The sequence below is a fragment of the Pseudomonas sp. FG86 genome, assembly GCF_057808775.1.
The window spans coordinates 14,100-37,149 of the sequence record NZ_JBMDIS010000013.1; the positions used below are offsets into that span (position 1 = coordinate 14,100).

Annotated in this window: 22 protein-coding genes; 11 read left to right on the forward strand and 11 right to left on the reverse strand. The window is 65.4% G+C overall.

All coding sequences use genetic code 11. The features are described 5' to 3' along the window. Positions 1-10: 10 nt before the first annotated feature. The 10 genes from ACODSV_RS11295 to ACODSV_RS11340 all read left to right on the forward strand — a co-directional run bounded on the left by ACODSV_RS11295 (position 11) and on the right by ACODSV_RS11340 (position 11,071). The gene (locus tag ACODSV_RS11295) at positions 11-703 is read left to right on the forward strand and encodes a heavy metal response regulator transcription factor (RefSeq protein WP_034137596.1); all 693 of its coding nucleotides are present in this window, start codon (positions 11-13) and stop codon (positions 701-703) included. Beyond that, positions 675-2,111 (forward strand): heavy metal sensor histidine kinase, encoded by a 1,437-nt coding sequence (locus tag ACODSV_RS11300; protein ID WP_052198941.1) that lies wholly within the window; start codon positions 675-677, stop codon positions 2,109-2,111. Before ACODSV_RS11295 ends, ACODSV_RS11300 begins: the two co-directional genes overlap by 29 nt. A 637-nt stretch (positions 2,112-2,748) precedes the next feature. Beyond that, positions 2,749-3,075 carry a DUF2933 domain-containing protein gene (locus tag ACODSV_RS11305; protein ID WP_034137597.1) on the forward strand — a complete coding sequence of 109 codons (327 nt, stop codon included), beginning with the start codon at positions 2,749-2,751 and terminating at the stop codon, positions 3,073-3,075. Positions 3,076-3,093: 18 nt separating this feature from the next. Beyond that, complete coding sequence (locus ACODSV_RS11310) at positions 3,094-3,393, forward strand: heavy-metal-associated domain-containing protein (protein WP_034137598.1); 300 nt, start codon at positions 3,094-3,096, stop codon at positions 3,391-3,393. Between the two features lie 8 nt (positions 3,394-3,401). Then, a complete protein-coding gene (locus ACODSV_RS11315) occupies positions 3,402-5,069 on the forward strand; it encodes a DUF3141 domain-containing protein (protein WP_034137599.1) in 1,668 nt (555 codons plus the stop codon). Further along, positions 5,059-5,247, forward strand: coding sequence for a hypothetical protein (locus ACODSV_RS11320; protein ID WP_150053930.1), 189 nt, complete (start codon positions 5,059-5,061; stop codon positions 5,245-5,247). The genes ACODSV_RS11315 and ACODSV_RS11320 overlap by 11 nt, the downstream gene beginning before the upstream one ends. 1 nt (position 5,248) lies before the next feature. Continuing rightward, complete coding sequence (locus ACODSV_RS11325; RefSeq protein ID WP_034137661.1) at positions 5,249-6,382, forward strand: acetate/propionate family kinase; 1,134 nt, start codon at positions 5,249-5,251, stop codon at positions 6,380-6,382. A gap of 217 nt (positions 6,383-6,599) precedes the next feature. Then, positions 6,600-7,052, forward strand: a complete 453-nt coding sequence (locus tag ACODSV_RS11330) for a MerR family transcriptional regulator (RefSeq protein WP_009516039.1) — start codon at positions 6,600-6,602, stop codon at positions 7,050-7,052. Between the two features lie 154 nt (positions 7,053-7,206). Then, positions 7,207-8,535 (forward strand): SAM-dependent methyltransferase, encoded by a 1,329-nt coding sequence (locus ACODSV_RS11335; protein ID WP_034137600.1) that lies wholly within the window; start codon positions 7,207-7,209, stop codon positions 8,533-8,535. Between the two features lie 106 nt (positions 8,536-8,641). Beyond that, positions 8,642-11,071, forward strand: coding sequence for a phosphoketolase family protein (locus tag ACODSV_RS11340; protein WP_034137601.1), 2,430 nt, complete (start codon positions 8,642-8,644; stop codon positions 11,069-11,071). 175 nt (positions 11,072-11,246) lie between these two features. On the opposite strand, the gene ACODSV_RS11345 is transcribed toward ACODSV_RS11340, so the two are convergent. After that, complete coding sequence (locus ACODSV_RS11345; RefSeq protein WP_034137602.1) at positions 11,247-11,849, reverse strand: TetR/AcrR family transcriptional regulator; 603 nt, start codon at positions 11,847-11,849, stop codon at positions 11,247-11,249. Between the two features lie 105 nt (positions 11,850-11,954). Between ACODSV_RS11345 and ACODSV_RS11350 the strand changes: the two genes are divergently transcribed. Continuing rightward, the gene (locus ACODSV_RS11350) at positions 11,955-12,785 is read left to right on the forward strand and encodes an SDR family oxidoreductase (RefSeq protein WP_003090276.1); all 831 of its coding nucleotides are present in this window, start codon (positions 11,955-11,957) and stop codon (positions 12,783-12,785) included. A gap of 8 nt (positions 12,786-12,793) precedes the next feature. Here the strand turns inward: ACODSV_RS11350 and ACODSV_RS11355 are convergent, their stop codons facing one another. The 10 genes from ACODSV_RS11355 to ACODSV_RS11400 are packed head-to-tail and all read right to left on the reverse strand — an operon-like array spanning position 12,794 to position 23,050. Continuing rightward, positions 12,794-14,056 (reverse strand): MgtC/SapB family protein, encoded by a 1,263-nt coding sequence (locus tag ACODSV_RS11355; protein ID WP_023098523.1) that lies wholly within the window; start codon positions 14,054-14,056, stop codon positions 12,794-12,796. After that, positions 14,053-15,108 carry a type II glyceraldehyde-3-phosphate dehydrogenase gene (locus ACODSV_RS11360; protein WP_023098524.1) on the reverse strand — a complete coding sequence of 352 codons (1,056 nt, stop codon included), beginning with the start codon at positions 15,106-15,108 and terminating at the stop codon, positions 14,053-14,055. Before ACODSV_RS11360 ends, ACODSV_RS11355 begins: the two co-directional genes overlap by 4 nt. 27 nt (positions 15,109-15,135) lie before the next feature. After that, positions 15,136-16,758: an ABC1 kinase family protein gene (locus ACODSV_RS11365; RefSeq protein ID WP_034137603.1), complete on the reverse strand. Its 1,623-nt coding sequence runs from the start codon at positions 16,756-16,758 to the stop codon at positions 15,136-15,138. Then, positions 16,755-17,786, reverse strand: coding sequence for a hydroxyacid dehydrogenase (locus ACODSV_RS11370; protein ID WP_034137604.1), 1,032 nt, complete (start codon positions 17,784-17,786; stop codon positions 16,755-16,757). Before ACODSV_RS11370 ends, ACODSV_RS11365 begins: the two co-directional genes overlap by 4 nt. Continuing rightward, positions 17,783-18,037, reverse strand: a complete 255-nt coding sequence (locus ACODSV_RS11375; protein ID WP_009516033.1) for a hypothetical protein — start codon at positions 18,035-18,037, stop codon at positions 17,783-17,785. Before ACODSV_RS11375 ends, ACODSV_RS11370 begins: the two co-directional genes overlap by 4 nt. Then, entirely contained in the window at positions 18,034-18,678 is a 645-nt protein-coding gene (locus tag ACODSV_RS11380) for a DUF6629 family protein (RefSeq protein WP_034137605.1), read from the reverse strand. The genes ACODSV_RS11375 and ACODSV_RS11380 overlap by 4 nt, the downstream gene beginning before the upstream one ends. A 53-nt stretch (positions 18,679-18,731) precedes the next feature. Continuing rightward, positions 18,732-19,631: a ribose-phosphate pyrophosphokinase gene (locus tag ACODSV_RS11385; RefSeq protein WP_003090267.1), complete on the reverse strand. Its 900-nt coding sequence runs from the start codon at positions 19,629-19,631 to the stop codon at positions 18,732-18,734. Beyond that, positions 19,628-21,169: a thymidine phosphorylase family protein gene (locus ACODSV_RS11390; protein WP_034137607.1), complete on the reverse strand. Its 1,542-nt coding sequence runs from the start codon at positions 21,167-21,169 to the stop codon at positions 19,628-19,630. The genes ACODSV_RS11385 and ACODSV_RS11390 overlap by 4 nt, the downstream gene beginning before the upstream one ends. Next, positions 21,166-22,527: an MBL fold metallo-hydrolase gene (locus ACODSV_RS11395; protein WP_034137608.1), complete on the reverse strand. Its 1,362-nt coding sequence runs from the start codon at positions 22,525-22,527 to the stop codon at positions 21,166-21,168. Before ACODSV_RS11395 ends, ACODSV_RS11390 begins: the two co-directional genes overlap by 4 nt. A 25-nt stretch (positions 22,528-22,552) precedes the next feature. Beyond that, positions 22,553-23,050, reverse strand: coding sequence for a TPM domain-containing protein (locus ACODSV_RS11400; protein WP_034137662.1), 498 nt, complete (start codon positions 23,048-23,050; stop codon positions 22,553-22,555).

Sequence of the window (23,050 nt, forward strand, 5' to 3'; positions counted from 1 at the left end):
GGGGCATGCGATGAAGTTGCTGGTCGTCGAAGACGAGAACAAGACTGCGGATTACGTCCGCCAAGGTCTCATGGAGGCAGGGTTCGTGGTGGACCTGGCGCGCAACGGATTGGACGGACACCACCTGGCCATGGGCGAGACATACGATCTGGTGGTCTTGGATGTCATGCTGCCGGATGTCGATGGCTGGCGCATCGTGCGTGCCCTTCGAGATGCCGGTAAACAGGTCCCTGTGCTCTTTCTGACGGCGCGTGGCGGTGTAGACGACCGTGTCAAGGGATTGGAACTGGGAGCGGACGACTACCTCGTCAAGCCATTCGCGTTCTCTGAGTTGCTGGCGCGGGTGCGGACGCTGCTGCGACGCGGAAGCGCTCCGAGCCAGCCTGATCGCATCCAGGTTGCCGATTTGGTACTGGACTTGGCGCGCCGGCGCGCAACGCGCGCTGGCCAACGCATCAATCTCACCAGCAAGGAGTTCGCGTTGCTTGAGCTCCTGGCCCGTCGCCAGGGGGAGGTCCTTCCACGTTCTCTGATCGCGTCGCAGGTATGGGACATGAATTTCGACAGCGACAGCAACGTCATCGATGTAGCCATCCGCCGTCTACGCGCGAAGATCGACGATGCGTTCAATCCGAAGCTCATCCACACCGTGCGTGGAATGGGATACACGCTCGATGCGCCCGATGATGCCCCTTCGCCATAAGCCGCGGCAAAGCCGTCCAGCGTCGCTTGCATTAAGGGTCACGGCCCTGGTTGGTATTGCCACGACCTTGGTGTTTCTTGTGTTCAACTGGGTCATTCTCCGGTCGTTGGAGCACCACTTTGCTCAACAGGATGCCCACGAACTGGAGGCAGTGACAACCGCTTTGGCTCAGCCCTTGCACCAGCTTGCAAGTGACATCGCAAGCGACGAACTGAAGCAACACTTGGCCAACGCAGTCGCAGGGCATCATGGGATGACGTACGGCGTCTACGATGGGTCTGGCAATAGCATCTATGCCACGCCCGGCCCTGACCTGTCGAAACTTGCCAGTAGCAAAAAGTTGGTCAACCGCATCACCGCTGACGATTTGATCGTGTGGCAGGAGGATCAGAGGTCCTATCGAGGTGTGGTGGTACAACTGCCTGCTGACGATTCAGCGGCGTCCGGCTACCGCATCGTCGCCGCCATGGACATCGGCTTTCATCTCGACTTCCTGGCGGAGTTCAAGCGCATGCTCTGGTGGGCAACCGGCTTGGTCATGTGTCTGGCGCTCGGTGTGGCTTGGCTGGCGGTGCAGTGGGGCCACCTGCCGATTCGCAAGGTCAATGAAGAGATTCGGGCGATTCGCTCTTCAAAGCTGGATGTGAGGCTGGATCCTCGGGATGTGCCGATCGAACTGGCGGAACTGGTATTCGCCTTCAACGATATGTTGGCGAGAATCGAGGAAGGCTTCACCCGGCTATCACACTTTTCCGCAGACATCGCGCACGAGTTGCGCACGCCCGTCACCAACCTGGTCACGCAGACTCACGTGGCGCTTGGCCAGCCGCGCAGCAACGAGGAATACAGAGAAATCCTCTATTCAAATTTGGAAGAGTTTGATCGGATGGGACGCATGATTGGGGACATGCTGTTTCTTGCCCAAACGGAAAATGATCCCCGCAACTTGCGTCTGTCTACCATTGATCTGTCCGAATTGGTGCGGAGTCTGTTCGACTATTTCGAGGCGCTGGCAGAAGATAGCGGCATTACGCTTGGTGTTAAAGGGGCGATCGGCAGCATAGCGGCGGATCGGGAAATGCTCACCCGGGCGCTGAACAATCTTCTCTCGAATGCAATTCGACACACGCCTCGCGGCAAGAGCATCACGGTCTTGCTTTCGCAGGATGAGCAGTGGACAACGATCAGTGTGGTCAATCCGGGTGAGAGAATTCCTGAGCCCGATCTACCAAAGCTCTTCAACCGCTTCTACCGAGTTGATCCGGCACGGCAACGAAATACGGCGGGCGCCGGTCTTGGCCTTGCCATCGTGAAATCGATTGCGGAGGCACATGGTGGCTCCGTTGCCGTGACCTCCAGTGAGCTTGTCACCAGGTTTGACTTGGTATTGCCCCATCTGCGGCAGTAGTCCGAGGGCGCTGCGGTCCGTCCAGCCAACTGGCGTATCTCTTTGCCTGATTCTGGGATCTACCCGGCCGGCCACGTTGCTACGCGAGCGGGACATTTTTTCTCCGTGACTGCCACGTGCCCAGTCCTAGCGGCAAGCGCCGACATCATGCGCTTGTGTATCCCATCGCTACGTCCACACCGCACGCGAGGGCCTTTGCTCGGCCGCGATCCGGTCACAGTTCCGGACACCGTTCGTAGATAGCCTCCGATCGGTGCCGAACGTCTGCCTGCTCGGCACATCTGTCGCGCGCTCACTTGGCGGTGTGCGCTGAGCCCCTGAGGTGAGCTGGTCTGCTAGTTCGCTGCGCGGGGTATGTACCCCGTAGCTGGGTACAGAGAGTCTTTTTGATCAAGATCAAGGTACTGCCTTTACCTCAGCTCTATGCTGAGCTTAACAAGCCACATTTGGCACGGGTCGATCATGCTCAGAAACTATCGAGGACTTTCTAGCCCGGGGCCATGGAAATCTCCGGTGTTCAGCCCCATTCTTCTGGCATACCATGTCTCATGGATGGGCCTGATCAGCGCCCTGCACGGCACTCGAATGCGGGAATCTCGCCAATCGACAAGGGTCAACTTCACGAAGGAGCATCGCCATGAATATTCCGCCCGATCGAAGTAAGAGCACAGGAAACAGCCCGAACTGGTCTCGTATCAACCAGTGGCTGCTGTGGCTCGGCCTCGCCGCCGCCGTTGCCTGGATGTTCTACCGCCACAACGCCCATCTTCTGCAACTGCTTCCCTTCCTCTTCATCCTCGCCTGTCCGTTGATGCACATCTTCGGCCATGGCAGTCACGGCGCACATGGTGGTCATGACCATCAAGATCAGCCGCCTCGGGGCGATGAAGAGGGTTCGCCTGCGCGCCAATCAGACGACCGGAGCCGCCCGAAATCCGTCGGCCAGTCCGGGCACCACCACTGAAACCACCGGAGCATCATCATGGAAACCATCGAACTCAAGGTTGCCGGCATGACCTGCGCCTCCTGCGCGAACTCGGTCAGCAAGGCGCTCAAGCGCGTAGCTGGTGTGCAAGACGTGCATGTCGATCTCGCTCGCGGCACAGCGAGTGTCACCGGCGACCAGACGGCCCAGAAGACGCCTGAGCTGATCGCGGCCTTAGCTGCCGCGGGCTACGAGGCATCCGCTGATTCCTCGCCGGGCATTGCGGCGGGTGCCGGTGCCTCCCATGCGCCGGCCGCTGCCCGTTCAAAGGGGCATGGCGGCTGCTGCTGCCGCTGATCGACGCCATGGACGCACGCACGAACTCCCAGGGTATCGCCGCCGCACCGCTTGGGCTCTTTGCTGCCTACTGGGGCGACATGCTGTGGCGGACCGTCGCGTCCGGCGAAGCGCTGAGACAGCGCGCCAACAACATGACCGAACACGAAGCGGCGGGTATGCCGCCGCTGCTCCACTTCGAGTCAGAGCAGGTGGCTGACGGCCACGACTTGCAACCGGCGAGCAACTACCGGCTCCTGCGCGTCACTCGCTGTGGCACTGACGCCTTGGAGAAGCATGTGCGCAAAGGCGCCGCGCCGGTGCTGGTCGTCGATCCACGCGCCGGCCATGGCCCTGGCATTGGCGGCTTCAAACGCGATTCTGAAGTTGGCATGGCACTGCTCGAAGGCCATCCGGTGTACTTCGTGGTGTTCGATCCAGAGCCCGTCGAGGGACAGACGATGGGCGCGGTGGTGCAGACACTGGCTGCGTTCATCGACATCGTGGCCAAGCGCCACCGAGGAAAGGCCCCGATCGTCTATGGCAACTGCCAAGGCGGTTGGGCGATCACACTGGCACTGTCACATTGCGAGCACCGCGCCGCGTTGGCGGTGTTGAACGGCTCGCCGTTGTCGTACTGGGCAGGCGAGAGAGGCATCAACCCCATGCGACTGCTCGGTGGGTTCACGGGCGGCATCTGGCCAGCGCACTGGGTCTCGGACCTCGGTGCCGGGCGCTTCGATGGCGCCTGGCTGGTCCAGAACTTCGAGGCGTTGCGGCCCGAGGGCGTGTTCAATAAATACGACACGCTGTTCGCGCAACCGGAGATCGAGCGCGATCGCTTCCTGGAGTTCGAGCGCTGGTGGAATGGCTTCTACCAACTTGCCCGCGAGGAAATGCTGTCGATTGCAGGCGATCTTTTCGTCGGCAATCATCTGGAGCAGGGCGAGGTCGTCGTCGATGGCCACTGCCGCGCGGATCTGAGACGCGTTGGCGCGCCCCTGATGATCTTCTGCTCCAACGGGGACAACATCACGCCCCCCCATCAGGCGCTTGGCTGGCTCAAGGCAGTCTATCCAACGACCGCGGACCTGGTCGCTGCAGGCCAGCGCGTCGTCTACCTGATGCACCAGCACGTGGGCCACCTCGGGATATTCGTCTCCGCCGCAGTGGCGCGACGGGAGCATCGTGCCATCTTGCATCATGCCGATTCGATCCAGGCGCTCGATCCCGGTTTCTACGAGATGGTTCTGGATGACAGCACCTCTGCGGAGTCGGCCGCCGGCGCGCGGTTCGAGCCCCGGCGGCTGGAAGACCTGCCCTTCGACGCCATCCCCGCTGGGTTCGACAAGGTCGAGGCGCTTTCGGAGGCTACCGAGCGCTTCTATGCGCAGTGGGTGTCACCGTGGGTCCGCTTCGTCGTCACCCCCGAATCGGCCCGTGCTCTTCGTGCGCTGCATCCGATGCGCGTCAGCCGCAAGGTCTGGTCTGAACAGATGACGCCAGCTCTCGCGCTGCTACCTTGGATGCAGCGATGGCTTGAGCAGTGGGGGGCGCAGGATCCCCATCGGACGGTCAATCCCTGGTATCAGTTGGAACGCGCGGGTGCAGACGTGGTTGAACAGGCGATGCAGTCGTGGCGCCGGGTCCGCGATCTGTGGGCGGAGCTTGTGTTCGAGCAGACCTATGCGAATTGAACGATCGCGTTGCGTCGTTCTGACGCCTGCCCCGCCAGCGGCGGTGCCCCATCGCCAGGCCGATGGACTGGGCTGGTGGACCATTGTCCCGTTCTCGCTGGGTGCTGTCCTGCCTTTCCAGCGCACGCACGCAGCCAATGGTGGTGGCGTTGGCGCCGACTGCGCTGACCGGGGCTGACATGCGCGTCCTCGCCATCAATGCCGGTAGCGCGACGCTCAAGTTCGGGGTCTTCGTATCGGACTCCACTGTCTCCGTGATCGAGCCGGCGATCGATCATCCCGCAGTTGATGCTGCCGCGTTCGAGAAGATCGAGCGCCAGCTGCGCAGGGCTGGCGTGACATCGCTCGATGGTATCGGCCACCGTGTCGCACACGGTGGCCCCCTGTTGAGCGACGCAGCTCTTGTGGATGAGCAGGTCGAGCACGAGATTGGCCAGGCTGCGGTTCTGGCTCCGCAGCACAATCCCGTCGCACTGGCTGGCATACGGCTCGCGCGCGAGCGTTGGCCCGGCGTGCGCCACGTCGCGGTCTTCGACACCGCTTTCCATGACGACATGCCCGAATACGCCCATTCCTATGCTGTTCCGCCATCGTGGCGCGCGGCAGGGGTACGGAGATACGGCTTCCATGGCCTGTCCCACCAGGGTGTACTGGCCGCCGTCAGCACCGAGCTGAAACGGCCGCCGTCAGAACTTCGTATCGTGAGCTGCCACATTGGAAGCGGCGCCAGCGTCTGCGCGATCGATCGAGGAAGGTCGATCGATACATCGATGGGAATGACCGCGCTTGAAGGTCTTGTGATGGGCACGCGCTGTGGAGACCTCGACCCTGGCGTACCCGGCTTCGTCGCACGCGCACTGGGTTTGACGTTGGCGCAGATCGAGGCGGCGCTTTACAGCGACAGTGGACTCAAAGGATTGTCGGGTGAGAGTTCGGACCTGCGGATTGTGGAGAAGCGCGCGGGAGAAGGAGTCGCAGCCGCCCAACTGGCATTGCAGGTACACGCGTACCGCGTGCGCAAGTACATCGGCGCCTACGCCGCCGCGATAGGCGGTTGCGATGCTGTGGCCTTCACTGGCGGAGCTGGAGAAAATTCGGCCGCGTTGCGTCGGCGCATCGTTGATGGCCTGGAGTTCATCGGCCTGGAACTAGACGAAGAGCGCAATCGCGCCTACTCGCCCAACACTGAAGTCGCCCAGTTGCAGTCATCCCGATCCGCCGTCGCCGTGCTGGTGGTTCAAGCACGCGAGCAGTTAGCGATCGCGCGTGAGACGTTCCGAACGCTGAATGACCAGGCAAGTGGTTTGGTATAGGCAATGAACTGGGACAAGACCACGATAAGTCTTCCTCCGGGCCGGGAGCCACGCCCGTTGATGCTCGCGCCGAAGATGGTCCAGTTGCCCATCCAACCGCACGTTGAAGGAAGAAACGGAGCGGTTCAGACACCGGGCCCTTGACCCATGTGCAGCACCTGGGTTCAAACTCGCTCGAAAGTGAAGGGATTCAAGACAACCTTGCTGGAGGATGGTGATGCAACTCATTGAATGCGCCAAGGCGGCAGGCGTCACACCGGACACGTTGCGTCACTACCTTCGGGTGGGGCTTGTGGTGCCCGATGGCCGGGGCACGAACGGCTACCGCGCATTCTCGGATCGAAGCGTCGCCCGGGTGCGTTTCATACGCAATGCATTGGCCCTCGGCTTCACGCTCAAGGACGCTGCAGAGTTTGTCGAGATGAGCCAGCGGGGTGCATCGCCTTGTCCGCGCGCGCGGGCGCTGCTGAGCGAACGGCTTGACGAGCAGGCCCGGCGGCTGAAGGAGGCGACGGATTTGCATCGCCGCATGCAGCAGGCAGAGCGCGACTGGAAGCGGCTGCCGGACGGCGTCCCGGATGGCCATTCCGTCTGCGGCTTGATCGAAGGAGCGGATGCGGACGTTCAGCGCAATTCGGTGCGCGCGAAGTCCCGTCGTGTACGCGCATGAATCGCTCTGATCATCGTCGACATTCCCCGGCATCACGACGCTCTACGTACATGCGGTGCAGCGGTTGTGGTCGTGCCGATCACGCCAGCGCCAAGTGTGAGTCGTCTATCCACTTCGCAGCATCCGCTGCACACGAGCGAGCGAGGCGCCCCCGATGAGCCACCTCACGACACGGGATCGAACCGTATCGCCCGACGGATATGCCGCCGCGCTACGGATCTTGCGCCGGCTGCTGGCCGGCATCGAGCGCCCGCCGGCGTTGCGTCTGGGCGATATGCTCTTGCACGAGCTCGAATCGCACCCGGAATACACCCTGATCATCCGTGACCCGGGCCTGCTGCGTCGCTTGGTCCTGCGCCCGGATCCGCTGCTGCTGGCGGAAGCCTATTTCCGCGGCACCATCGACATTGAGGGAGACCTGTACACCGCGCTCGGGCTCAAGGCGCATTTCGAGAAGTTTTCGCTCTCTTGGCGCGACAAACTGGCCCTGTTGCGCGACGCACTGCTGCTGCGCGTGTCCGACCAGGACGGGTTGAAGCCCTCGCGGAGTCTGGCCTCGCGCGTCGCACGTCGCTTCTCCCATCGCCATTCGCGTCAAACCGATCAGGCCGCGATCTCCTTTCACTACGATGTGTCCAACGCGTTCTATGGCCTCTGGCTCGATGCCGAGAGGGTCTACTCATGTGGCTATTTCAAGGCGACGGATGACACGCTGGACCAGGCTCAGTGCAACAAGCTGGAGCACATCTGCCGCAAGCTGCGTCTGCAGCGAGGCGAACGCCTGCTCGACATCGGCTGCGGCTGGGGCGCGCTCGTATGCTGGGCGGCAAGAGAACATGGCGTCCGTGCGCACGGCATCACGCTCAGCCAACAGCAACTCGAATACGCGCGCGAGCGCATCCGCTCGGAGGGCCTGCAGGATCTCGTCACTGTTGAACTGCGCGACTACCGTGACCTCGAAGGCACGGCCGTTTTCGACAAGGTGTCAAGCATTGGCATGTTCGAGCACGTGGGACTCGCGAACCTAGCGGCCTACTACGCCGTGGTCCAGCGGGTTTTGCGGCCAGGAGGACTCTTCCTCAACCATGGGATCACCCATGACGAGGAGGGCTGGAACCGAACCGTCGCGACCGAGTTCATCAACCGCTACGTCTTCCCCGACGGCGAATTGGACTGCGTCAGCAATATCCAGCTAGGGATGGAGCGCTCCGGCTTCGAGATCCATGACGTCGAAGGTCTTCGACCCCACTACGCGCTGACCTTGCGTCATTGGGTCCAGCGGCTCGAAGCGCGCCGGGAGGAGGCCTTGCGGGAGGTCGATGAGGTGACCTTCCGCATCTGGCGCTTGTACATGGCGGCGTGTGCACTGGAATTCGAGGCCGGGGGAACTGGGATCTACCAGATCGTCGCGTCCAAACGCGACGGCGGAAGCTGGCCCGTGCCCTTGACCCGCTCTGATCTTTATGGAGAACACCAGCCATGAACGCTAGATGGCCGTGCCGCTGGCGCGCGAAAGACGATCGCAGACGCCAGCCTTCCCAATCTCGCCGTCGCGCTTACCTGCGTGCCGGCTCTCAAGGACTTTCCACATGAACCACGAGCTTCCCTGGGTCGCCGAGCGCGTCCGCGTGTTCCGCGAGTCTGATCCCGAGTTCGCCCGCTGGGCGCGCGGCCACGGCCCCATCACCCACAACGATCTCACGCAACTGCGAGTCCACGATCTCGCACAGGTGCTGGTTGCCGAAGGCAAGGCGAGCGACACAACCGCGGTGTATCGCACGCTGTGGGCGGCGGACCGCCTGGCCGTGGCAGGCATGTGGTTGACGGTTCACATGACCTATGCCGACCGGGTCTATCCCGATGGCCGGGGGATGAGAGCCGAGGATTTCAAGGAGACGCCGGAGGGGCATACCGGTGGGTCGCTGAACATCGTGCCGGCCTATGTCGGCTACCTGGCCGCGAACGCGCTCAGTGGGTTGACGCGTGGCTGGTTGATGGGCCAGGGCCATTGCGTCGCGGGCATCGATGCCTGCAACCTTCTGGTGGGCAACATGACGCCGCGCCACGCCGAGAGATACGACCGCAGCGAAAGCGGCCTCACGCGCTTTGCCCGGGATTTCTATAGCTACGCGATCGACGCACAGGGGCGTCCCGCCTCGCCGCTGGGCAGCCACGTCGGCCCGAATACGGCAGGCGGTCTGTCCGAGGGCGGCTATCTCGGCTTTGCCGAACTGCAGTACGTGCACATGCCCTTGCCCGGCGAGCGGCTGGTGGTGTTCCTCAGCGACGGCGCTTTCGAGGAGCAGCGTGGCAGTGACTGGGCGCCGCGCTGGTGGCGGGCAGAAGACAGCGGCTTCGTGGCTCCGTTCATGATCCTCAACGGTCGCCGCATCGAACAGCGCAGCACCATGCAGCAGCAGGGGGGCCGAGAATGGTTCCACCAGCATCTGCGGCTGAACGGCTTCGACCCGATGGAGATCGACGGCACCGACCCCGCCGCGTTCGCCTGGGCCGTTCACGCGATGGAGGAGCGGTTGTCGGCCTGCGCGGCTGGAGTTTCGCAGGGCACCGTTCAGTACCCGGTACCCCTCCACTACACCATCGCCGAAGCGCCCAAGGGATTCGGCTTCCCCGGTGCTGGAACCAATGCCGCGCACAACCTCCCGCTGGAGGGGAACCCCCGGGTCGACCAGATAGCGCTTCAGCAATTCAACGAGGGTGCTCGCGCTCTCTTCGTGCCGTCGCACGAACTCGACGAAGCGGTGGCACTACTGTGCCAGCACGAAGTGCAGCATCGTCCCCTGGAGCGGGACCATGCCCTGGCGCACCGCCAGGTGGCGGCCCCCAGACTTCCGGTTCCGCAGTGGCATGTTGCGGGCCAGGGCGAGGTCTCGCCAATGGCGGCACTCGACGGAGCCTTCGCGGCCCTCGTCCAAGCCAACCCACAGCTGCGTCCGCGGGTGGGCAATCCGGACGAGCTGCGCAGCAACCGCATGGGCCAGACATTGGACCTGCTCAAACACCGCGTCTTCACGCCCGAACCGGGCCTGGCGGAGGCCGTCGATGGCGCCGTGATCACGGCGCTCAACGAAGAAGCGGTGGTCAGCGCGGCGCTGGGCAACAAGGGCGGCATCAACTTGGTCGTCTCTTACGAGGCATTTGCCGTCAAGATGCTGGGCGCGCTGCGCCAGGAAATCCTGTTCGCGCGACATCAGGCGCAGGCAGGCACACCACCCGGATGGCTGTCGGTGGTCACGGTTGCGACGTCCCACACCTGGGAGAACGGCAAGAACGAGCAGTCGCACCAGGATCCGACGCTGGCCGAAGCGCTGTTGGGCGAAATGTCCGACACCTCGCGCGTGTTGTTCCCGGTCGATGCCAACAGTGCCGTTGCGGCGCTGCGCGCGGCCTACGCCTCGCATGGCCAGTTCTGGACGCTGGTCGTTCCCAAGCGGGCCGTCGCCAGCCAGTTGAGTGCCGAGCAGGCCGAACGCTTGGTCGATCAGGGTGGTTGGGTGGTGAAGCCCTGCGACGCCCCCGAGGTGTTGCTGGTTGCCATCGGCGCATACCAGCTACAGCAGGCCCTGCTTGCGGGGCGGCGCCTCGAAGCCGCTGGACATCGGACCGCAGTGACCTGCGTCATCGAGCCGGGCCGCTTCAGAGCACCCCGCGACGAACGCGAGCAGGACTTTGTGGCCGGCGACCAGGCCTTGCGCGCCCTGTTCCCGGAGACTGCCGCCGTGCGCGTCATCGTCTCGCACATGCGACCCGAGCCGACGCTGGGCCTGATGCGCCGGATCGATACAGGGGCGCGGCAGACCCGTGCCTTGGGCTACCAGGCGCGCGGCGGAACACTCGATGTGGCCGGCATGCTGTTCGCGAACCGTTGCACGTGGGCGCACGTCGCGGCGGAGGCCGCTCAAGGGCTCGGTGTCGATCCGCAGAGCTTGCTGAGCGCCGAGGAGTGGGCGGCCGTGCAGGGGCGTGGCGACCCGCGCGTCATCACGGTCTCGGCTTAACCCCCTTCCAGCACGACCCACGACCATGCGCTGATTGCGCCGACGCACTCTGCTCCTGCATGTGCGTTGCCAGGTCGCACTGGGTTCGGATGTCTGACGAATGGCTGTGGGACCGATGGCCACGTCGCGCCTGAATGTCGTCCTCCCGTGCCAAGTAGCACTTCCTTGTCCGGGTTCAGCGCGAGGCGTCAACCATTTTCCCGCGCTGGAGGGGGGATTCGCCAGGCGACAGCATCCGCGCAATCGCCAACTGAATCGCCCGTCTGCGCGCCTCGTGCTCCTGCGAATCCCTCGCCGCCGGTGCCATGCACCACGTTTGCACGACCGTCGCTACCAGTCGCACGATCTCATCAGGCGTGAAATCCGCGGTGATGCGTCCTTCCGCCTGGGCAGCGGTGATGGCCGCATGTTTGGCTTCCAGTACGCTGTGACCGGCGGGAAGCAGGAGCACTTCTTGGCCTCGCTCCAGGTGGAACCAGGTCATGAGCCGCCATAGGTGCGGCCGCTCGGTGAGCAAATCGTAGGTGCGCCCTGCATAGCCGGGAAGATCGTCCGCATCGAAGCGCTCGTCCTGCGCCGCGGCGAGGATTTCCCGGCTGAGCACGGCGTCGAAGAGAGCCTCCTTGTCCCCGAAATGGACATAAAGCATCGGCTTGCTGATGCCTGCAGCCGCCGCGATCCGGTCAATTCGTGCCCCCGCCAGCCCGTTCTCGGCAAATTCCCCCAGCGCAGCGTCCAGCAGCATTTGCTGGGTCTCGGCGGGACGTCTCTTGGCCATGGGCCGTTACTCCTCAACAACATTTCATCCGAGCACCCATCATCGCTTGACACGGGCGCCATTAACTTACAAACTAGTTGGTAAGTAAACCACAGGAGTGCATTTATGTCCAGACATTGGTTCCTCACCGGCGCATCCAGCGGCATCGGTCGCCATCTTGCTGAAATCATCCTGGCTTCGGGGGATGACCTCACGGCCACCGTCAGGCGTCCCGAGACGCTCGACGACCTGGCAGCACGCTACGGTGACCAGCTCGTTGTCGAACGGCTCGACGTGACCGTAAAGGGGGACATCGCACCCGTGGTCCAGCGCGCCGAGGCCCGCCGCCCGGTCGATGTCCTGGTCAACAACGCCGGCGGTGGCATCATCGGCGCCACCGAAGAGTTTTCCGACGCGGACATCGAAGGGCAGATCAGCCTCAACCTGCTGGCGCCGGTGCACGTCACGCGGGCTTTCATTCCCGCCATGCGCACACGGCGAGCCGGTCGGATCATCCAAATCTCCAGCGCCAGTGGCCAAGGCTCCCTGCCGACCAGCAGTCTTTACCACGCCGCAAAATGGGGTCTGGAAGGCTTCAGCGAATGCCTTCGCCAGGAACTGGAGGGGTTTGGGGTCTTCGTCACACTCATTGAACCGGGCGGCGCACGCACGAGCTTCAGCCGCAATTTGCAGTACGCGCTGGCGAACCCCGCCTATCAGGACACGCCTGCTGGACAGATTCGCGCGATGTTCGAGAACGCGGGTGACGAGTTGTACACGCTCGATCCGCAGAAGATCGCGCACCGGATCTTCGACACGGCCACGAGCGAGAAGCCACCGCTTCGGGTGGCGCTGGGCGGTGACGCCTTCGGCGTCATCCAGGCGGCGCTCAAGGGCAGGCTGTCTGCTCTTGAAGCGCAGGAGAGTCTGGCGCGATCGGTGGCCTTCGATAGCTGATCGCTGTTTCAGGTCAAGCCCAGGGCGACGGCAAAGCCAGCAGCAGCCATGGCCGCGTACGACGGCAGCACTCTCCATGCGAGCGCCCTACCGGCCAGCGACATCAACAGGACAAGTTTGGTGACCTGATTGACGGATGCGGCGATGAACAAGGCCAGGGTGGCCGAAGCGGCGGTGACGGCGCCCTCGGTCACCAGGCGGCCAATCGAGAGCGTGATCGCATCGACGTCCACCAGACCCGAGGCAGCGGCGGTCAGCATGACGCCGGCATCCCCGAAGCGATCGGCAAGAAAGCGGCCTGCCAGCATCACCGCGGCCAGGAAGGCTGCGAACTGGAGCGCGGAGCGCAGCTGCAATGGGTTGCCAAGCTGAAGTTCGGGCAAGTCGTCGGCGGGCGACCGCGCCGCCAGGAACGTCCCCAGAACACCGCCAGCCACGGCCATGGCCACGAAGATGACCACCGGGTCCCAGCCGATGCCGGGGGCTGCGATGGCGACGAGAGCCGCCATGCGCGCAAACATGGCTGCGCAGGCGAGCGCCGCCCCCGCCGCTGCCAGTGGACGCCAGCCTGGCGTCTGCCCGGCCCAGCGCGCCAACGTGGCCGTGGTGGCGGTGCTCGACACGATCCCGCCGAGCAGCGCTGTGAATACCAGCCCTCGTTTCCTGCCGAGCGAGCGCATCAGGACGAACCCAGCGAACGACAGCACTGCCAGCAGGACAACGGCCCACCAAAGGCGATAGGGATTCAACGCCTCATAGGGGCCAAAGCCACGATCAGGGAGTACGGGCAGTACGACCACGCTGATCAACAGCAACTGCGTGCCGCTGCTGATCTCCGCCTCGGACAGCTTGCCGACGCCGGCGTGCAAGAGCTGCTTGAAACGCAGCAGCGCCAGCACGACCACGGCGGCGACCGCCGAAACGCGCCAAGCGCCACTGGTCGCCAGCGCCCCGATGGCGAAAGTCGCAAGGGCGGCGACGGACGTGGTCAGTCCCATCACGGCATGCATATGCGCCGTCACCAGGTAGCCCACCACCAGATACACCCCGACGAGTACGAGCAGCGCGATGAGCATGCCGGCTCCCCAGCGCTGGGCCAGCAGCCCGCCAAGGCCGCCGAGCAGGCCGATCAGCGCAAAGGTGCGAACGCCCGCGACGCGATGTCCCTCGGGCCGCTCGCGTTGCTGCCATCCCCGTTCCAGGCCGATCAGAAGTCCCGAAGCGAGTGCCAGCCCGAGCCCGACCAGCGCGGGATCATCGAATTCACTCATCGTCGAACCTGGACGCGGTCGCGGATGAAATCACGCTGCAGTCCCAGCGAAGCATCGGTGCGCGCCATCGACACCTGGGGATCGGTCTCGATGCCGCTCAAGGCGCGAATGGCATCGATGGTTTCGGGAATCACGATCGCCTGGTTGAAGACCTGGTAGGTGTAGTACGCCTGATCGCCTTCGACCGAAAGCACGTCCTCCCACAACGCGACCTCCCACAGGTCGCCGCGCGGGCGGCCGAGATCGGCCATCAGTTCCACCGTGCTGTTGAGGGCCACGAGACCATCCGAGGATCGCACGAACGCGATCCGTGGCGCAGCGCGAAAGGCCGCCAGCACCTCGTCGCGCGTGGCCGGCCTCGTCAGTTCGACCCACCAGGTGTGCAGGTGGCTGCTGTTGTGCGGCGCCTTGACCGCGATCGTGACGACGTCCAGGTCCGGGATCACAGTGCGCGCGTCCGGTCCCTGATGGCTGGGGATCGTCTTCTCCGGCACGAGCGTGTTGATGATGCCCTCCGCATGCGCCTCCCACGGGTCGGAAGCCCGGCGGATCAGCGTCCCGCGGGCTCGCTTGAGCAGGCCCGCTGTCCGAAGCGCCCCGAGGGTGCGCACGATCGACGTCGTGTTGCAGGACACCACCCGGGTGGAGGTGCGGCCGATCGCGGTTGCGTAGTTCTCCTGCGCGACGAACGAATGACCGGTCAACGCGTGGGACTCGCCGCCATGGAAGATGGACTTCACACCGGCAGCGTCGTACGCCCTCTTGTTGACCGCGGCGACTTTCTTGGGTGTGCAATCGACCACGACGTCCGCGTTGGCGAGCAGGTCGGCCAGATCGCCCGCGACAGGAAGCCCCGCAGCACGCATCGATTGTGCGGCTTCAGCGGTCGCCGCGTAAATCGGGAAAGCGCGCTGCGCGGCCACCTGCAGGCGATAGTCGTGCACCACATCCGCGACGCCGGCTAGCGCCATGTCCTCCTGGAGTGCGACCGCATCCGCCACCCGCTTGCCGATCACACCGTATCCGTTCACCGCCACTCTGACCTTGTTCATGCCTGACTCCTTGCTTGATGAGGCGCCTCAGCCGCGGCTGCGCGCGATGGAAAACGTGAACCGGATCGCCAGCGCATAGCCCAGCAGCGCGAGTACCGGCATGTCGCCCCAGCGCGGGCCCACGCCGTGCTGCATCAACAAGCTCGATGCGATGTACAGGCCGAGCGTCACGAGCGCCAGCGCGACGCGACGGCCGAGGCGGTCGATCCCGCTCAGCATCCTGGCATCCGGCTTGATCGACAGTTGCAGCAGGTCACCCTGCCGCAAGACGCTGTGCAGACGCCGCGCCAGCAGGGAGGGCAGGGCGTGGGCCGCGTTCCCCAGTTCATAGGGCAGACGCTGCGATGCCGCAGACTTGGGCTCGTCGAAGACGCCCGTGGTCGTGTGGCGAGAGATGGCTTCGATGATGGAAAACTCGGGTGCCAGCAGGCGCACCGTCCCTTCGAGCAACAACAGGGTACGCGTGAGCACGAGGAGGTCCCTGGGCAGCCGGACTTCCTGGGTCCGGCCCGCCGCCACGAGCTGCGCGAGAGCACCTGAGAGCGACCAGTCCTTCAGCGGCCTCTGTGCGCAGTCTGCGACCAGGGCACGCACGACAGGCACGAACACGGCCCGATCGGTGCCGTCGCCGAGCAGGCCCAGGTCGAGCCAGGCATCGACCACCCATTCGGCATCCTGCTCGACGAAGGCCAGGGCGAACGCCACCAGCGCCCGCCGCATGTTGCCGTCGACCCGGCCCACGATGCCGAAGTCGTGCAGGCATATGCGGCCATCGTCCATCACGAAGACGTTGCCGGGATGGGGGTCGCCGTGGAAGAAGCCATCGCGGAAGATCTGGGCGACGTAGCTGTCCACGAGTTTGCCCGCGGCCGCCACCGCGGTGGACGAAGGCAGACCGTGCAGGTGAGCTCCGTGGCTGAACTGCTGGACCATGACGGTCGGCGTGCACAGGCCGTCCACCACGTCGGGGATCACGATGTCGGCAGAGCCGCGCCAGGCGTCGGCGAAACGTCGCACGGAAGCTGCCTCGCGCGACAAATCCATCTCGTAGCGGAAGTTGGCCGCAACCTCGTCCACGATGGCTGCCAGCCCCCAGCGACGCAGCGAGGGCACGAGCCCCTGCATGACCAGGACGATGCGGCGCAGGATGCGCATGTCGGTCTCGGCCTGCTCGGCCGCGCCAGGGCGGCGGATCTTCACCACCACTTCCGTCCCGTCCGGCAGGGCTGCACGATGAATCTGGGCGATCGAGGCCGCGGCGAGCGCGTGCATGTCGAAGCGTGCGAAGACCTGCTGCCATGGGCGGCCGAGCGCCGCCTCGACCTCCTGGACCGCCTGCTCGGGAGGAAACGGCGCCACATTGGCCTGCAGGCTGGCCAGAGCCTCTTGCGCATCGGGCGCCAGAATGTCGGCCCGCAGGCTGAGATGCTGGCCCAGCTTCACGAAGGTCGTGCCCAATCGCTGCAGCACTTCGGCGAAGCGGTCGGCCGCCCGGTGGGTATCGCAGCGCATCAGGCCCCGGTGCCAGGCCACCCAGAGCAGGAACCCGCTCAGGGCCATAGCGATCTGCGTGGCCCGGCGCAGCGCCGAGCGTTGCGTTGGGCGGCCCGCAAGACGCACGGTGGAAACGGGGCGGTTCGGTCGCGTCATGGCTCATCCAACCTGTTGCGCAGGCGGCCCGCATGCCAGGCTGCGATGTTCGAGATGGTCTCGTCGAGGATGCGCGCGATCGCCTCCGACGTGTTGAACCCGACATGCGGTGTCACGAGCACACGCGGATGCGTCAGCAGTGGGCTGGATGCCGACCAGCCGGTATCGCAACCCAGTCCGCCGCAGCCCGTGGGCACTTCGGGAGACAGATCCCCTTCCTGTTCCAGCACGTCCAGTCCTGCTGCGGCGACGGTACCTGCCTCCAGTGCGTGCAGCAGGGCGGCCTCGTCGATGAGCGCACCCCGTGCCGTGTTGATCAGTACCATGCCCGGTTTCATGCGCGCGAAGGCCTGGCCATCGAGAAGGTGGTGCGTGGCCTGCGTGGCCGGAACATGAAGGCTCAGAACATCGCTGCTTTGCAGCATCTGCTCCCACGTCACCACGCGGACGCCGGCGATGGGTGCTGCCGTGATGTCGAGCGATGGGGCGAGGGCCGGGTCGTACGCGAGAACTTCCATGCCGAAGCCCAGGGCGATACGGGCCACGTGGCGCCCGATCCGGCCCAGCCCGACGATGCCCAGCGTCTTGCCTTCCAGCTCGAAGCCGGTGAGGCCGCGGTAAGCGAAAGAACCTTGGCGCGCCCGCTCGTGGGCTTGTGTCAGATGGCGAGCCACGCCCAGCAGCAGCGCGAAGGCATGTTCGGCGACGCTGGCAGACCCATAGTCCGGCACGTGGCACACGGCAATGCCGCGTCGGCGGCAAGCCTGCAGGTCGATGTGATCGAAGCCCGCGGAGCGCGTTGCCACGAGCCGCACGCGCGGCAGCAACCGGAGCACTGATTCGTCAACGCGCGTGCGCACGAAGACGCACAGCACCTCGGTGTCTTCATCGCCGACATCGGATACCACCAGGCGTTCGTTCTGGACGAAGTGCGCGTGCCAGTGGGTCGGAAGCCTTTGCTGCAGCGCGGCCTGGTCCGCCGGTGCGATGTCGGAGAACAGAACGGACAGACGGTTTTGTGCGGTCATGAGCCCTCCTCGATTACCCGGTGCAGGGACAGGATGCAGAACGCGGCGATGAAGTGCCCGGTCTTGGTGCCTTGCGCGAGTTCCGCTTGCGCGAATACCGTCGGCAGCCGGCCGGCGACCGCATCGCGCATGGTCTCGAATCCGTCGAGCAACTGAACCGTGAAGAACGCCGCGCGGCGCATCGGGCCCTGCGTGCGGCCGCAGTCCGCGTAGGCCAGTGCGGGCTTGAATCTGGCCGGAGGATTCGTCATGGCACGGCCAGCCTCGCTCGGGGCTCACGGAACTGCCACAGCACGATGAAGCTGAGCACAGCGGCAAAGAAGCACCACACCGAGATGAACCAGGTTGCATAGAACATGTAGGCGGCGATTGCGGAGACAAAGGCGGCCACCCCAAAAGCCGCCACGCGCCGGTGGCTAGAAACCATCAGGCTTGCGCAGGTGCCGATCAGATACAGGGCCATCGTGGTCATCACGTAGAAGTGCGGAGAGTCGTAGAGGATGTGCTGGCCGACCACGCGGGCCGTGATGGGCAGCTTCACCAGCATCGCCAGCAGGTACAGACCGACGAGCGCGCCCGCGACTGCAATGGCCACCAGAACCCGACGGCGCCAACGGACGCTCTCCAGCGCCAGCGCAGCCAGCGGGACGTAGATCGGCCACAGGACGTGCGAGAAGAACGAGTAGAGATGCGTTAGCGCCACGTTCAGCAAGGGCGCGCGGTCGGGGAACGTCAGCCACAGCATGCCTTCGAGCAGTTGCTGGACCCCGAACAGCAGCGGGATGGCGGCATACGGCAGTTCGCGCCGTGAGCGGGCCCGGCGCATGGTGACGGTCCCCAGGCCCAGCAGAACCGCTGCGGACGTGAAACTGGCGGGTGCGGAAAAGCACATGGGCAGTCATCTCCCCTCGATCGTGAGCGTCATGGCGAGCGCGGCGCAGCGGCTCATGGCGCGCCGGCTTCCATCAGTTCCTGCACCGCTGTCGCCAGCGGTGCCACCACGCTGATGCCGTTGGAGACATGCGGCACGGTGTCGCAGGTCACCACCCGCTGGGGTCCTGCCGCAAGAAGTGCGTGGTACGCGTCGGCGGCGAATAGGGCGTGCACCCCGATGCACACCGGTGGCGGCAATCCCACGCTGCGCACACTGGCGATTGCCTGGATCATCGTGCGCGCGCTGGACACGATGTCATCGATGAGCACGGGCTGGCGGTCTGCCAGGGCCGCGGTGTCGGGAAGGCTGACCTCCACGTCCTTGTCGCCCCGGCGGATCTTCTGCAACACCGTGAACGGCGCGCCAGCCAAGCGCGCGACTTCCTGGACCCATTGCTCGCTTTCCGCATCGGGTCCGATCAACACGGGACGGTCCACATGGGCTGCGACCCAGGCCGCGATGGCGGGCGCGGACTGGACCACACGGGTCGGCACCCGGTAGACCTCGCCGAGCGAGCGGTAGCGGTGCAGATGGGGATCGACGGTGACGATACCGTCGAACACCGTCGACACCAGCGCAGCGAACGTGCGGGACGTGATGGCTTCGCCCGTGTTGAAGCGCCGGTCCTGACGCAGGTACGCCAGGTACGGGGCAGCCAGCAACACGCGGGTGGCGCCGAGGTCGCGCGCTGCGTCCGCGGCGAACAACAAGGGCAGCGCCTTGGCGTCCGGCTGGGCCAGGCTGGCCACGATCACGACGGTGCGGCCGGTGACGTCGGCGTCCAGCCGCACCAGCGACTCGCCGTCCGGGAACCGGTGCAGTTGCAGGGCAGCCCGCTGCGCGCCCAACGCCCGGATCAGTCCATCGGCGAAGTCTTCGTCGCCCGGCAGGTGAAAAACGAGAGGTTTCATAGGTTCTCCGAAATCTGGAAGATCGGTGGGCGCGAGCGGACGAACTGCAGCGCATAGGCCAGTTCGCCCGGCGCCTGGGCGTGCAGCGTGAAGAGCGGCTGTCCCGCTTCGACCTGGTCGCCCAGGCGCGCATGCACGTCGATGCCGGCGGCAGCGGCGGTCGGTGCTCCGGCGAGCTTGGCCGCCCGCGCGAGCAGCCGGTTGTCGATTCGGGAGACCCGTCCCGTGGACGGCGATGCGACGGTGTGCCGATGCGTTGCCACCGGGATGCTGCGCAGGCCGCCCTGCTCAGCGCAGATCGCCTGGAACGTGGCCCAGGCGCGGCCGTCGGCCAGCACCTGCGCGGCGAGCGTCAGGCCGCCGCCGGCGGGCGCTGCACCGCCCATTTCGAGGATGTCCGCCGCCAGCCGCAACGCTCGCTCCCGCAGGTCGGCCGGGGCCTCGGGCGTCCCTTGTAGGACGGCCAGCACGTCGCGGGCCTCCAGTGCCGGGCCGATCCCGCGGCCGACCGGCTGCTCACCATCGGTGACGCGCAAGGCCACGTGCAGGCCGATGGCGCTGCCCACCTCCTGCAGGCGCCGACCGAGCGCCGCCGCGGCCTGCGCGCTGCGCACTTTGGCGGTGGCACCCACGGGCAGGTCGATCAGCACATGGGTCGAGCCCGCGGCGGCCTTCTTGGACAGGACCGAGGCGACGAGCTGGCCCTCGCTGTCGAGGTCCAGCGGCCGCTCGACGCGGATGAGGATGTCGTCGGCGGGGCTGAGCCGTACCGAGCCGCCCCAGACGATGCAGCCGCCCGTGCGTTCGACCACGCGCCGCATGCTCGGCACATCCAGGTTCACCGGCGCCAGCACCTCCATCGTGTCGGCCGTCCCGGCCGGCGAGGTGATGGCGCGCGAGGAGGTCTTGGGCATCGTGAGGCCGCAGGCGGCCACGATGGGCACCACGAGCAGGGTCGTGCGGTTGCCGGGCAGGCCGCCGACGCAATGCTTGTCCACCACCAGCGGGCGCCCCCAATCGATGCGGTCACCGACGCCAATCATGGCTTTCGTGAGCGAGACTGTCTCCGCGAGGTCCAGGCGATCGCCGGCGCAGGCGGTGATGAAGGTGGCCAGATGCAGGTCCGAGTAATGGCCCGCCGCGACGTCGGAGATGATGGCGCTGAACTCGGCATCGCCCAGGGCATTGCCGTAGACCTTGGCCCGGACATGGCTGAGCGAATCCAGCGGCGGTGCATGGGTCACCGTGACCAGCTGGCCCGGCTGCGCCCCCAGCGACGCCCATGCCGATTCGGACAGGCCAGCGACGTTCTCGGCCAGCCAATTCCCATCGACGACGCTGAGCGTCGCCACGATGCTGCGGCGGCCGGCCGTCAGCTGCACGCGCGCCTGGGTCGTGAAACCCTCCGACCGGCAGACAGGGCAGTCGCGCCGCATGTAGACCACCGGCTCCTGATGGGTGTCGATGCCGGTGCGCCACGCCTGCAGCGTGTTCACGCCATCCTCTCCGGTGCCGGTCTCGTGCAGGTGCGCCGTCATACCAGATCCACCGTCTGCAGGTACTCGGGCACGGCAACCGACCAGCCCAGTTCATGGTCGATCCGCGCGCGCAGCGCATCGGCCGCCTCCGGCTCGCCGTGGGTCACGAAGGTTCGGCGCGGTGTTTGCGTGAAGCCGCGCATCCACGCGAGGATCTCGTCGGCATCGGCGTGGGCGGAAAGGTTGTCGAGCGAGGCCACCTCGGCGCGGATCGGCACGTCCTGGCCATGGATGCGGACGGTGGACGCGCCGTGCACGATCGCGGCGCCACGGGTGCCGCCCGCCTGGTAGCCGGCGAACAGGATGGTGTTGCGATGGTCGGGCGCGAATGACTTGAGGTGGTGCACCACGCGTCCTCCCGTGGCCATGCCACTGGCGGAGATGATGACCATCGGTCCACGACCGGCGCTGAGCGCCTTGGAATCCTCGACCTTGTTGACGATCTTCGCGGCATGGCACATGCCCTCGCATTCCTCGGGCGAGAGCCGGTGCTCGTCGCGATGGGCGTGGTACAGCCGTGTGGCATCGATGGCCATCGGGCTGTCCAGGTACACGGGCAGGTGCTGGTGGATGCGCCCTTGCTTCTTGAGCTGGTAGATGCCGTACATCAGGCTCTGCGCTCGGCCGACAGCGAACGCGGGGATGACCACGACCCCTCCACGGGCGGCCGTCTTGTTGATGACAGTCTCCAGCTGCGCCAGTGCGTCGGACGCTTCATGCTTGCGGTTGCCGTAGGTGGATTCCACCAGCAGGTAGTCGGCGCCGGGGACCTGCACCGGCGAGCGCAGCACCGGGTCGTTAGGCCGGCCGATGTCGCCGGAGAAGAGCACGGATCGCCGGCCGTCGTTGAGGTGCACGAAGGCCGAGCCGAGCATGTGCCCGGAAGGCGTCAACCGCGCGGTGAGTCCGGGCAGCGCCTCGAAGTCCTGAGAGAACGGACGTGGCGCGAACAGCTTCAGGCAGCGCTCGGCGTCCTCACGGGTGTACAGCGGCAGCGCGGGCTGGTGTTTGGAGAAACCGTGCCGGTTGGCGAACTTCGCCTCTTCCTCCTGCAGATGGCCGCTGTCGGTGAGCAGGATCTTGCACAGCTCGTGCGTCGCGGACGTGCAGTAAACCCGGCCGCGAAAGCCTTGTCGCGCCAGCAGTGGCAGGTAGCCGCTGTGGTCGATGTGGGCGTGGGTGAGCACGACCGCGTCGACGGTCTTGGGCGCGACCGGCAGCGGCTCCCAGTTGCGCAGGCGCAGCTGCTTGAATCCCTGGAACAGACCGCAGTCCACCAGAATGGTCGCGTCGCCATGGCGCAGCAGGTATTTGGAACCGGTCACGGTGCCGGTGGCACCCAGAAACTGAAGTTGCATGGTAGGTCTCCAAGGATGTTGTCGTTCAAAGAAGGACCGGCCGATCCGGCAACTCGTTGCCGTGGTCCGCGCCCCGCGGAAAGTGCTGCACCAGCAGGTGGCTGACGGCCACGATGCCTTCCAGGGCTCCGGCCTCGAAGCGTCCCTGCGCAAACTGGGCTTCCATGCGCTGGCACACAGACGACCACCTTTCGGCACCGCAACAGGCATGGATGCCGCGATCGGCCACGATCTCCACGGCCCGGTCGGCCAGCAGCACGTAGATCAGGACGCCGCTGTTGTGCGCCGTATCCCACACACCCAGGCGTGCGAACAGGTCCAGCGCCCGCTCGCCCGGCGATTGGTTGCGCCACAGTGGCGATCCGTCCAGCGCACCCTCGACCACGAAGCGCAGTTGGCCCCCATGCTGGAACTCTCCCGTGCGGATGGCCTGCTCGATCGCATCCAGGGCACGCGGGGGGAAGGCGCGGCGGACTGCGCGATCCGTGGTCGCAAGGTGGCGAAGAAGTCGTTGCATGTTCAT

What these genes read in the sequence shown, in the direction of transcription:
- ACODSV_RS11380 (WP_034137605.1), bottom strand. Translation starts at nt 18,678, where the DNA reads ATGTGCTTTTCCGCACCCGCCAGTTTCACGTCCGCAGCGGTTCTGCTG.
- ACODSV_RS11300 (WP_052198941.1), top strand. Translation starts at nt 675, where the DNA reads ATGCGCCCGATGATGCCCCTTCGCCATAAGCCGCGGCAAAGCCGTCCA.
- ACODSV_RS11315 (WP_034137599.1), top strand. Translation starts at nt 3,402, where the DNA reads ATGGACGCACGCACGAACTCCCAGGGTATCGCCGCCGCACCGCTTGGG.
- ACODSV_RS11320 (WP_150053930.1), top strand. Translation starts at nt 5,059, where the DNA reads ATGCGAATTGAACGATCGCGTTGCGTCGTTCTGACGCCTGCCCCGCCA.
- ACODSV_RS11385 (WP_003090267.1), bottom strand. Translation starts at nt 19,631, where the DNA reads ATGAAACCTCTCGTTTTTCACCTGCCGGGCGACGAAGACTTCGCCGAT.
- ACODSV_RS11370 (WP_034137604.1), bottom strand. Translation starts at nt 17,786, where the DNA reads ATGACCGCACAAAACCGTCTGTCCGTTCTGTTCTCCGACATCGCACCG.
- ACODSV_RS11325 (WP_034137661.1), top strand. Translation starts at nt 5,249, where the DNA reads ATGCGCGTCCTCGCCATCAATGCCGGTAGCGCGACGCTCAAGTTCGGG.
- ACODSV_RS11340 (WP_034137601.1), top strand. Translation starts at nt 8,642, where the DNA reads ATGAACCACGAGCTTCCCTGGGTCGCCGAGCGCGTCCGCGTGTTCCGC.
- ACODSV_RS11345 (WP_034137602.1), bottom strand. Translation starts at nt 11,849, where the DNA reads ATGGCCAAGAGACGTCCCGCCGAGACCCAGCAAATGCTGCTGGACGCT.
- ACODSV_RS11295 (WP_034137596.1), top strand. Translation starts at nt 11, where the DNA reads ATGAAGTTGCTGGTCGTCGAAGACGAGAACAAGACTGCGGATTACGTC.
- ACODSV_RS11310 (WP_034137598.1), top strand. Translation starts at nt 3,094, where the DNA reads ATGGAAACCATCGAACTCAAGGTTGCCGGCATGACCTGCGCCTCCTGC.
- ACODSV_RS11390 (WP_034137607.1), bottom strand. Translation starts at nt 21,169, where the DNA reads ATGACGGCGCACCTGCACGAGACCGGCACCGGAGAGGATGGCGTGAAC.
- ACODSV_RS11335 (WP_034137600.1), top strand. Translation starts at nt 7,207, where the DNA reads ATGAGCCACCTCACGACACGGGATCGAACCGTATCGCCCGACGGATAT.
- ACODSV_RS11305 (WP_034137597.1), top strand. Translation starts at nt 2,749, where the DNA reads ATGAATATTCCGCCCGATCGAAGTAAGAGCACAGGAAACAGCCCGAAC.
- ACODSV_RS11355 (WP_023098523.1), bottom strand. Translation starts at nt 14,056, where the DNA reads ATGAGTGAATTCGATGATCCCGCGCTGGTCGGGCTCGGGCTGGCACTC.
- ACODSV_RS11360 (WP_023098524.1), bottom strand. Translation starts at nt 15,108, where the DNA reads ATGAACAAGGTCAGAGTGGCGGTGAACGGATACGGTGTGATCGGCAAG.
- ACODSV_RS11400 (WP_034137662.1), bottom strand. Translation starts at nt 23,050, where the DNA reads ATGAACATGCAACGACTTCTTCGCCACCTTGCGACCACGGATCGCGCA.
- ACODSV_RS11330 (WP_009516039.1), top strand. Translation starts at nt 6,600, where the DNA reads ATGCAACTCATTGAATGCGCCAAGGCGGCAGGCGTCACACCGGACACG.
- ACODSV_RS11395 (WP_034137608.1), bottom strand. Translation starts at nt 22,527, where the DNA reads ATGCAACTTCAGTTTCTGGGTGCCACCGGCACCGTGACCGGTTCCAAA.
- ACODSV_RS11365 (WP_034137603.1), bottom strand. Translation starts at nt 16,758, where the DNA reads ATGACGCGACCGAACCGCCCCGTTTCCACCGTGCGTCTTGCGGGCCGC.
- ACODSV_RS11375 (WP_009516033.1), bottom strand. Translation starts at nt 18,037, where the DNA reads ATGACGAATCCTCCGGCCAGATTCAAGCCCGCACTGGCCTACGCGGAC.
- ACODSV_RS11350 (WP_003090276.1), top strand. Translation starts at nt 11,955, where the DNA reads ATGTCCAGACATTGGTTCCTCACCGGCGCATCCAGCGGCATCGGTCGC.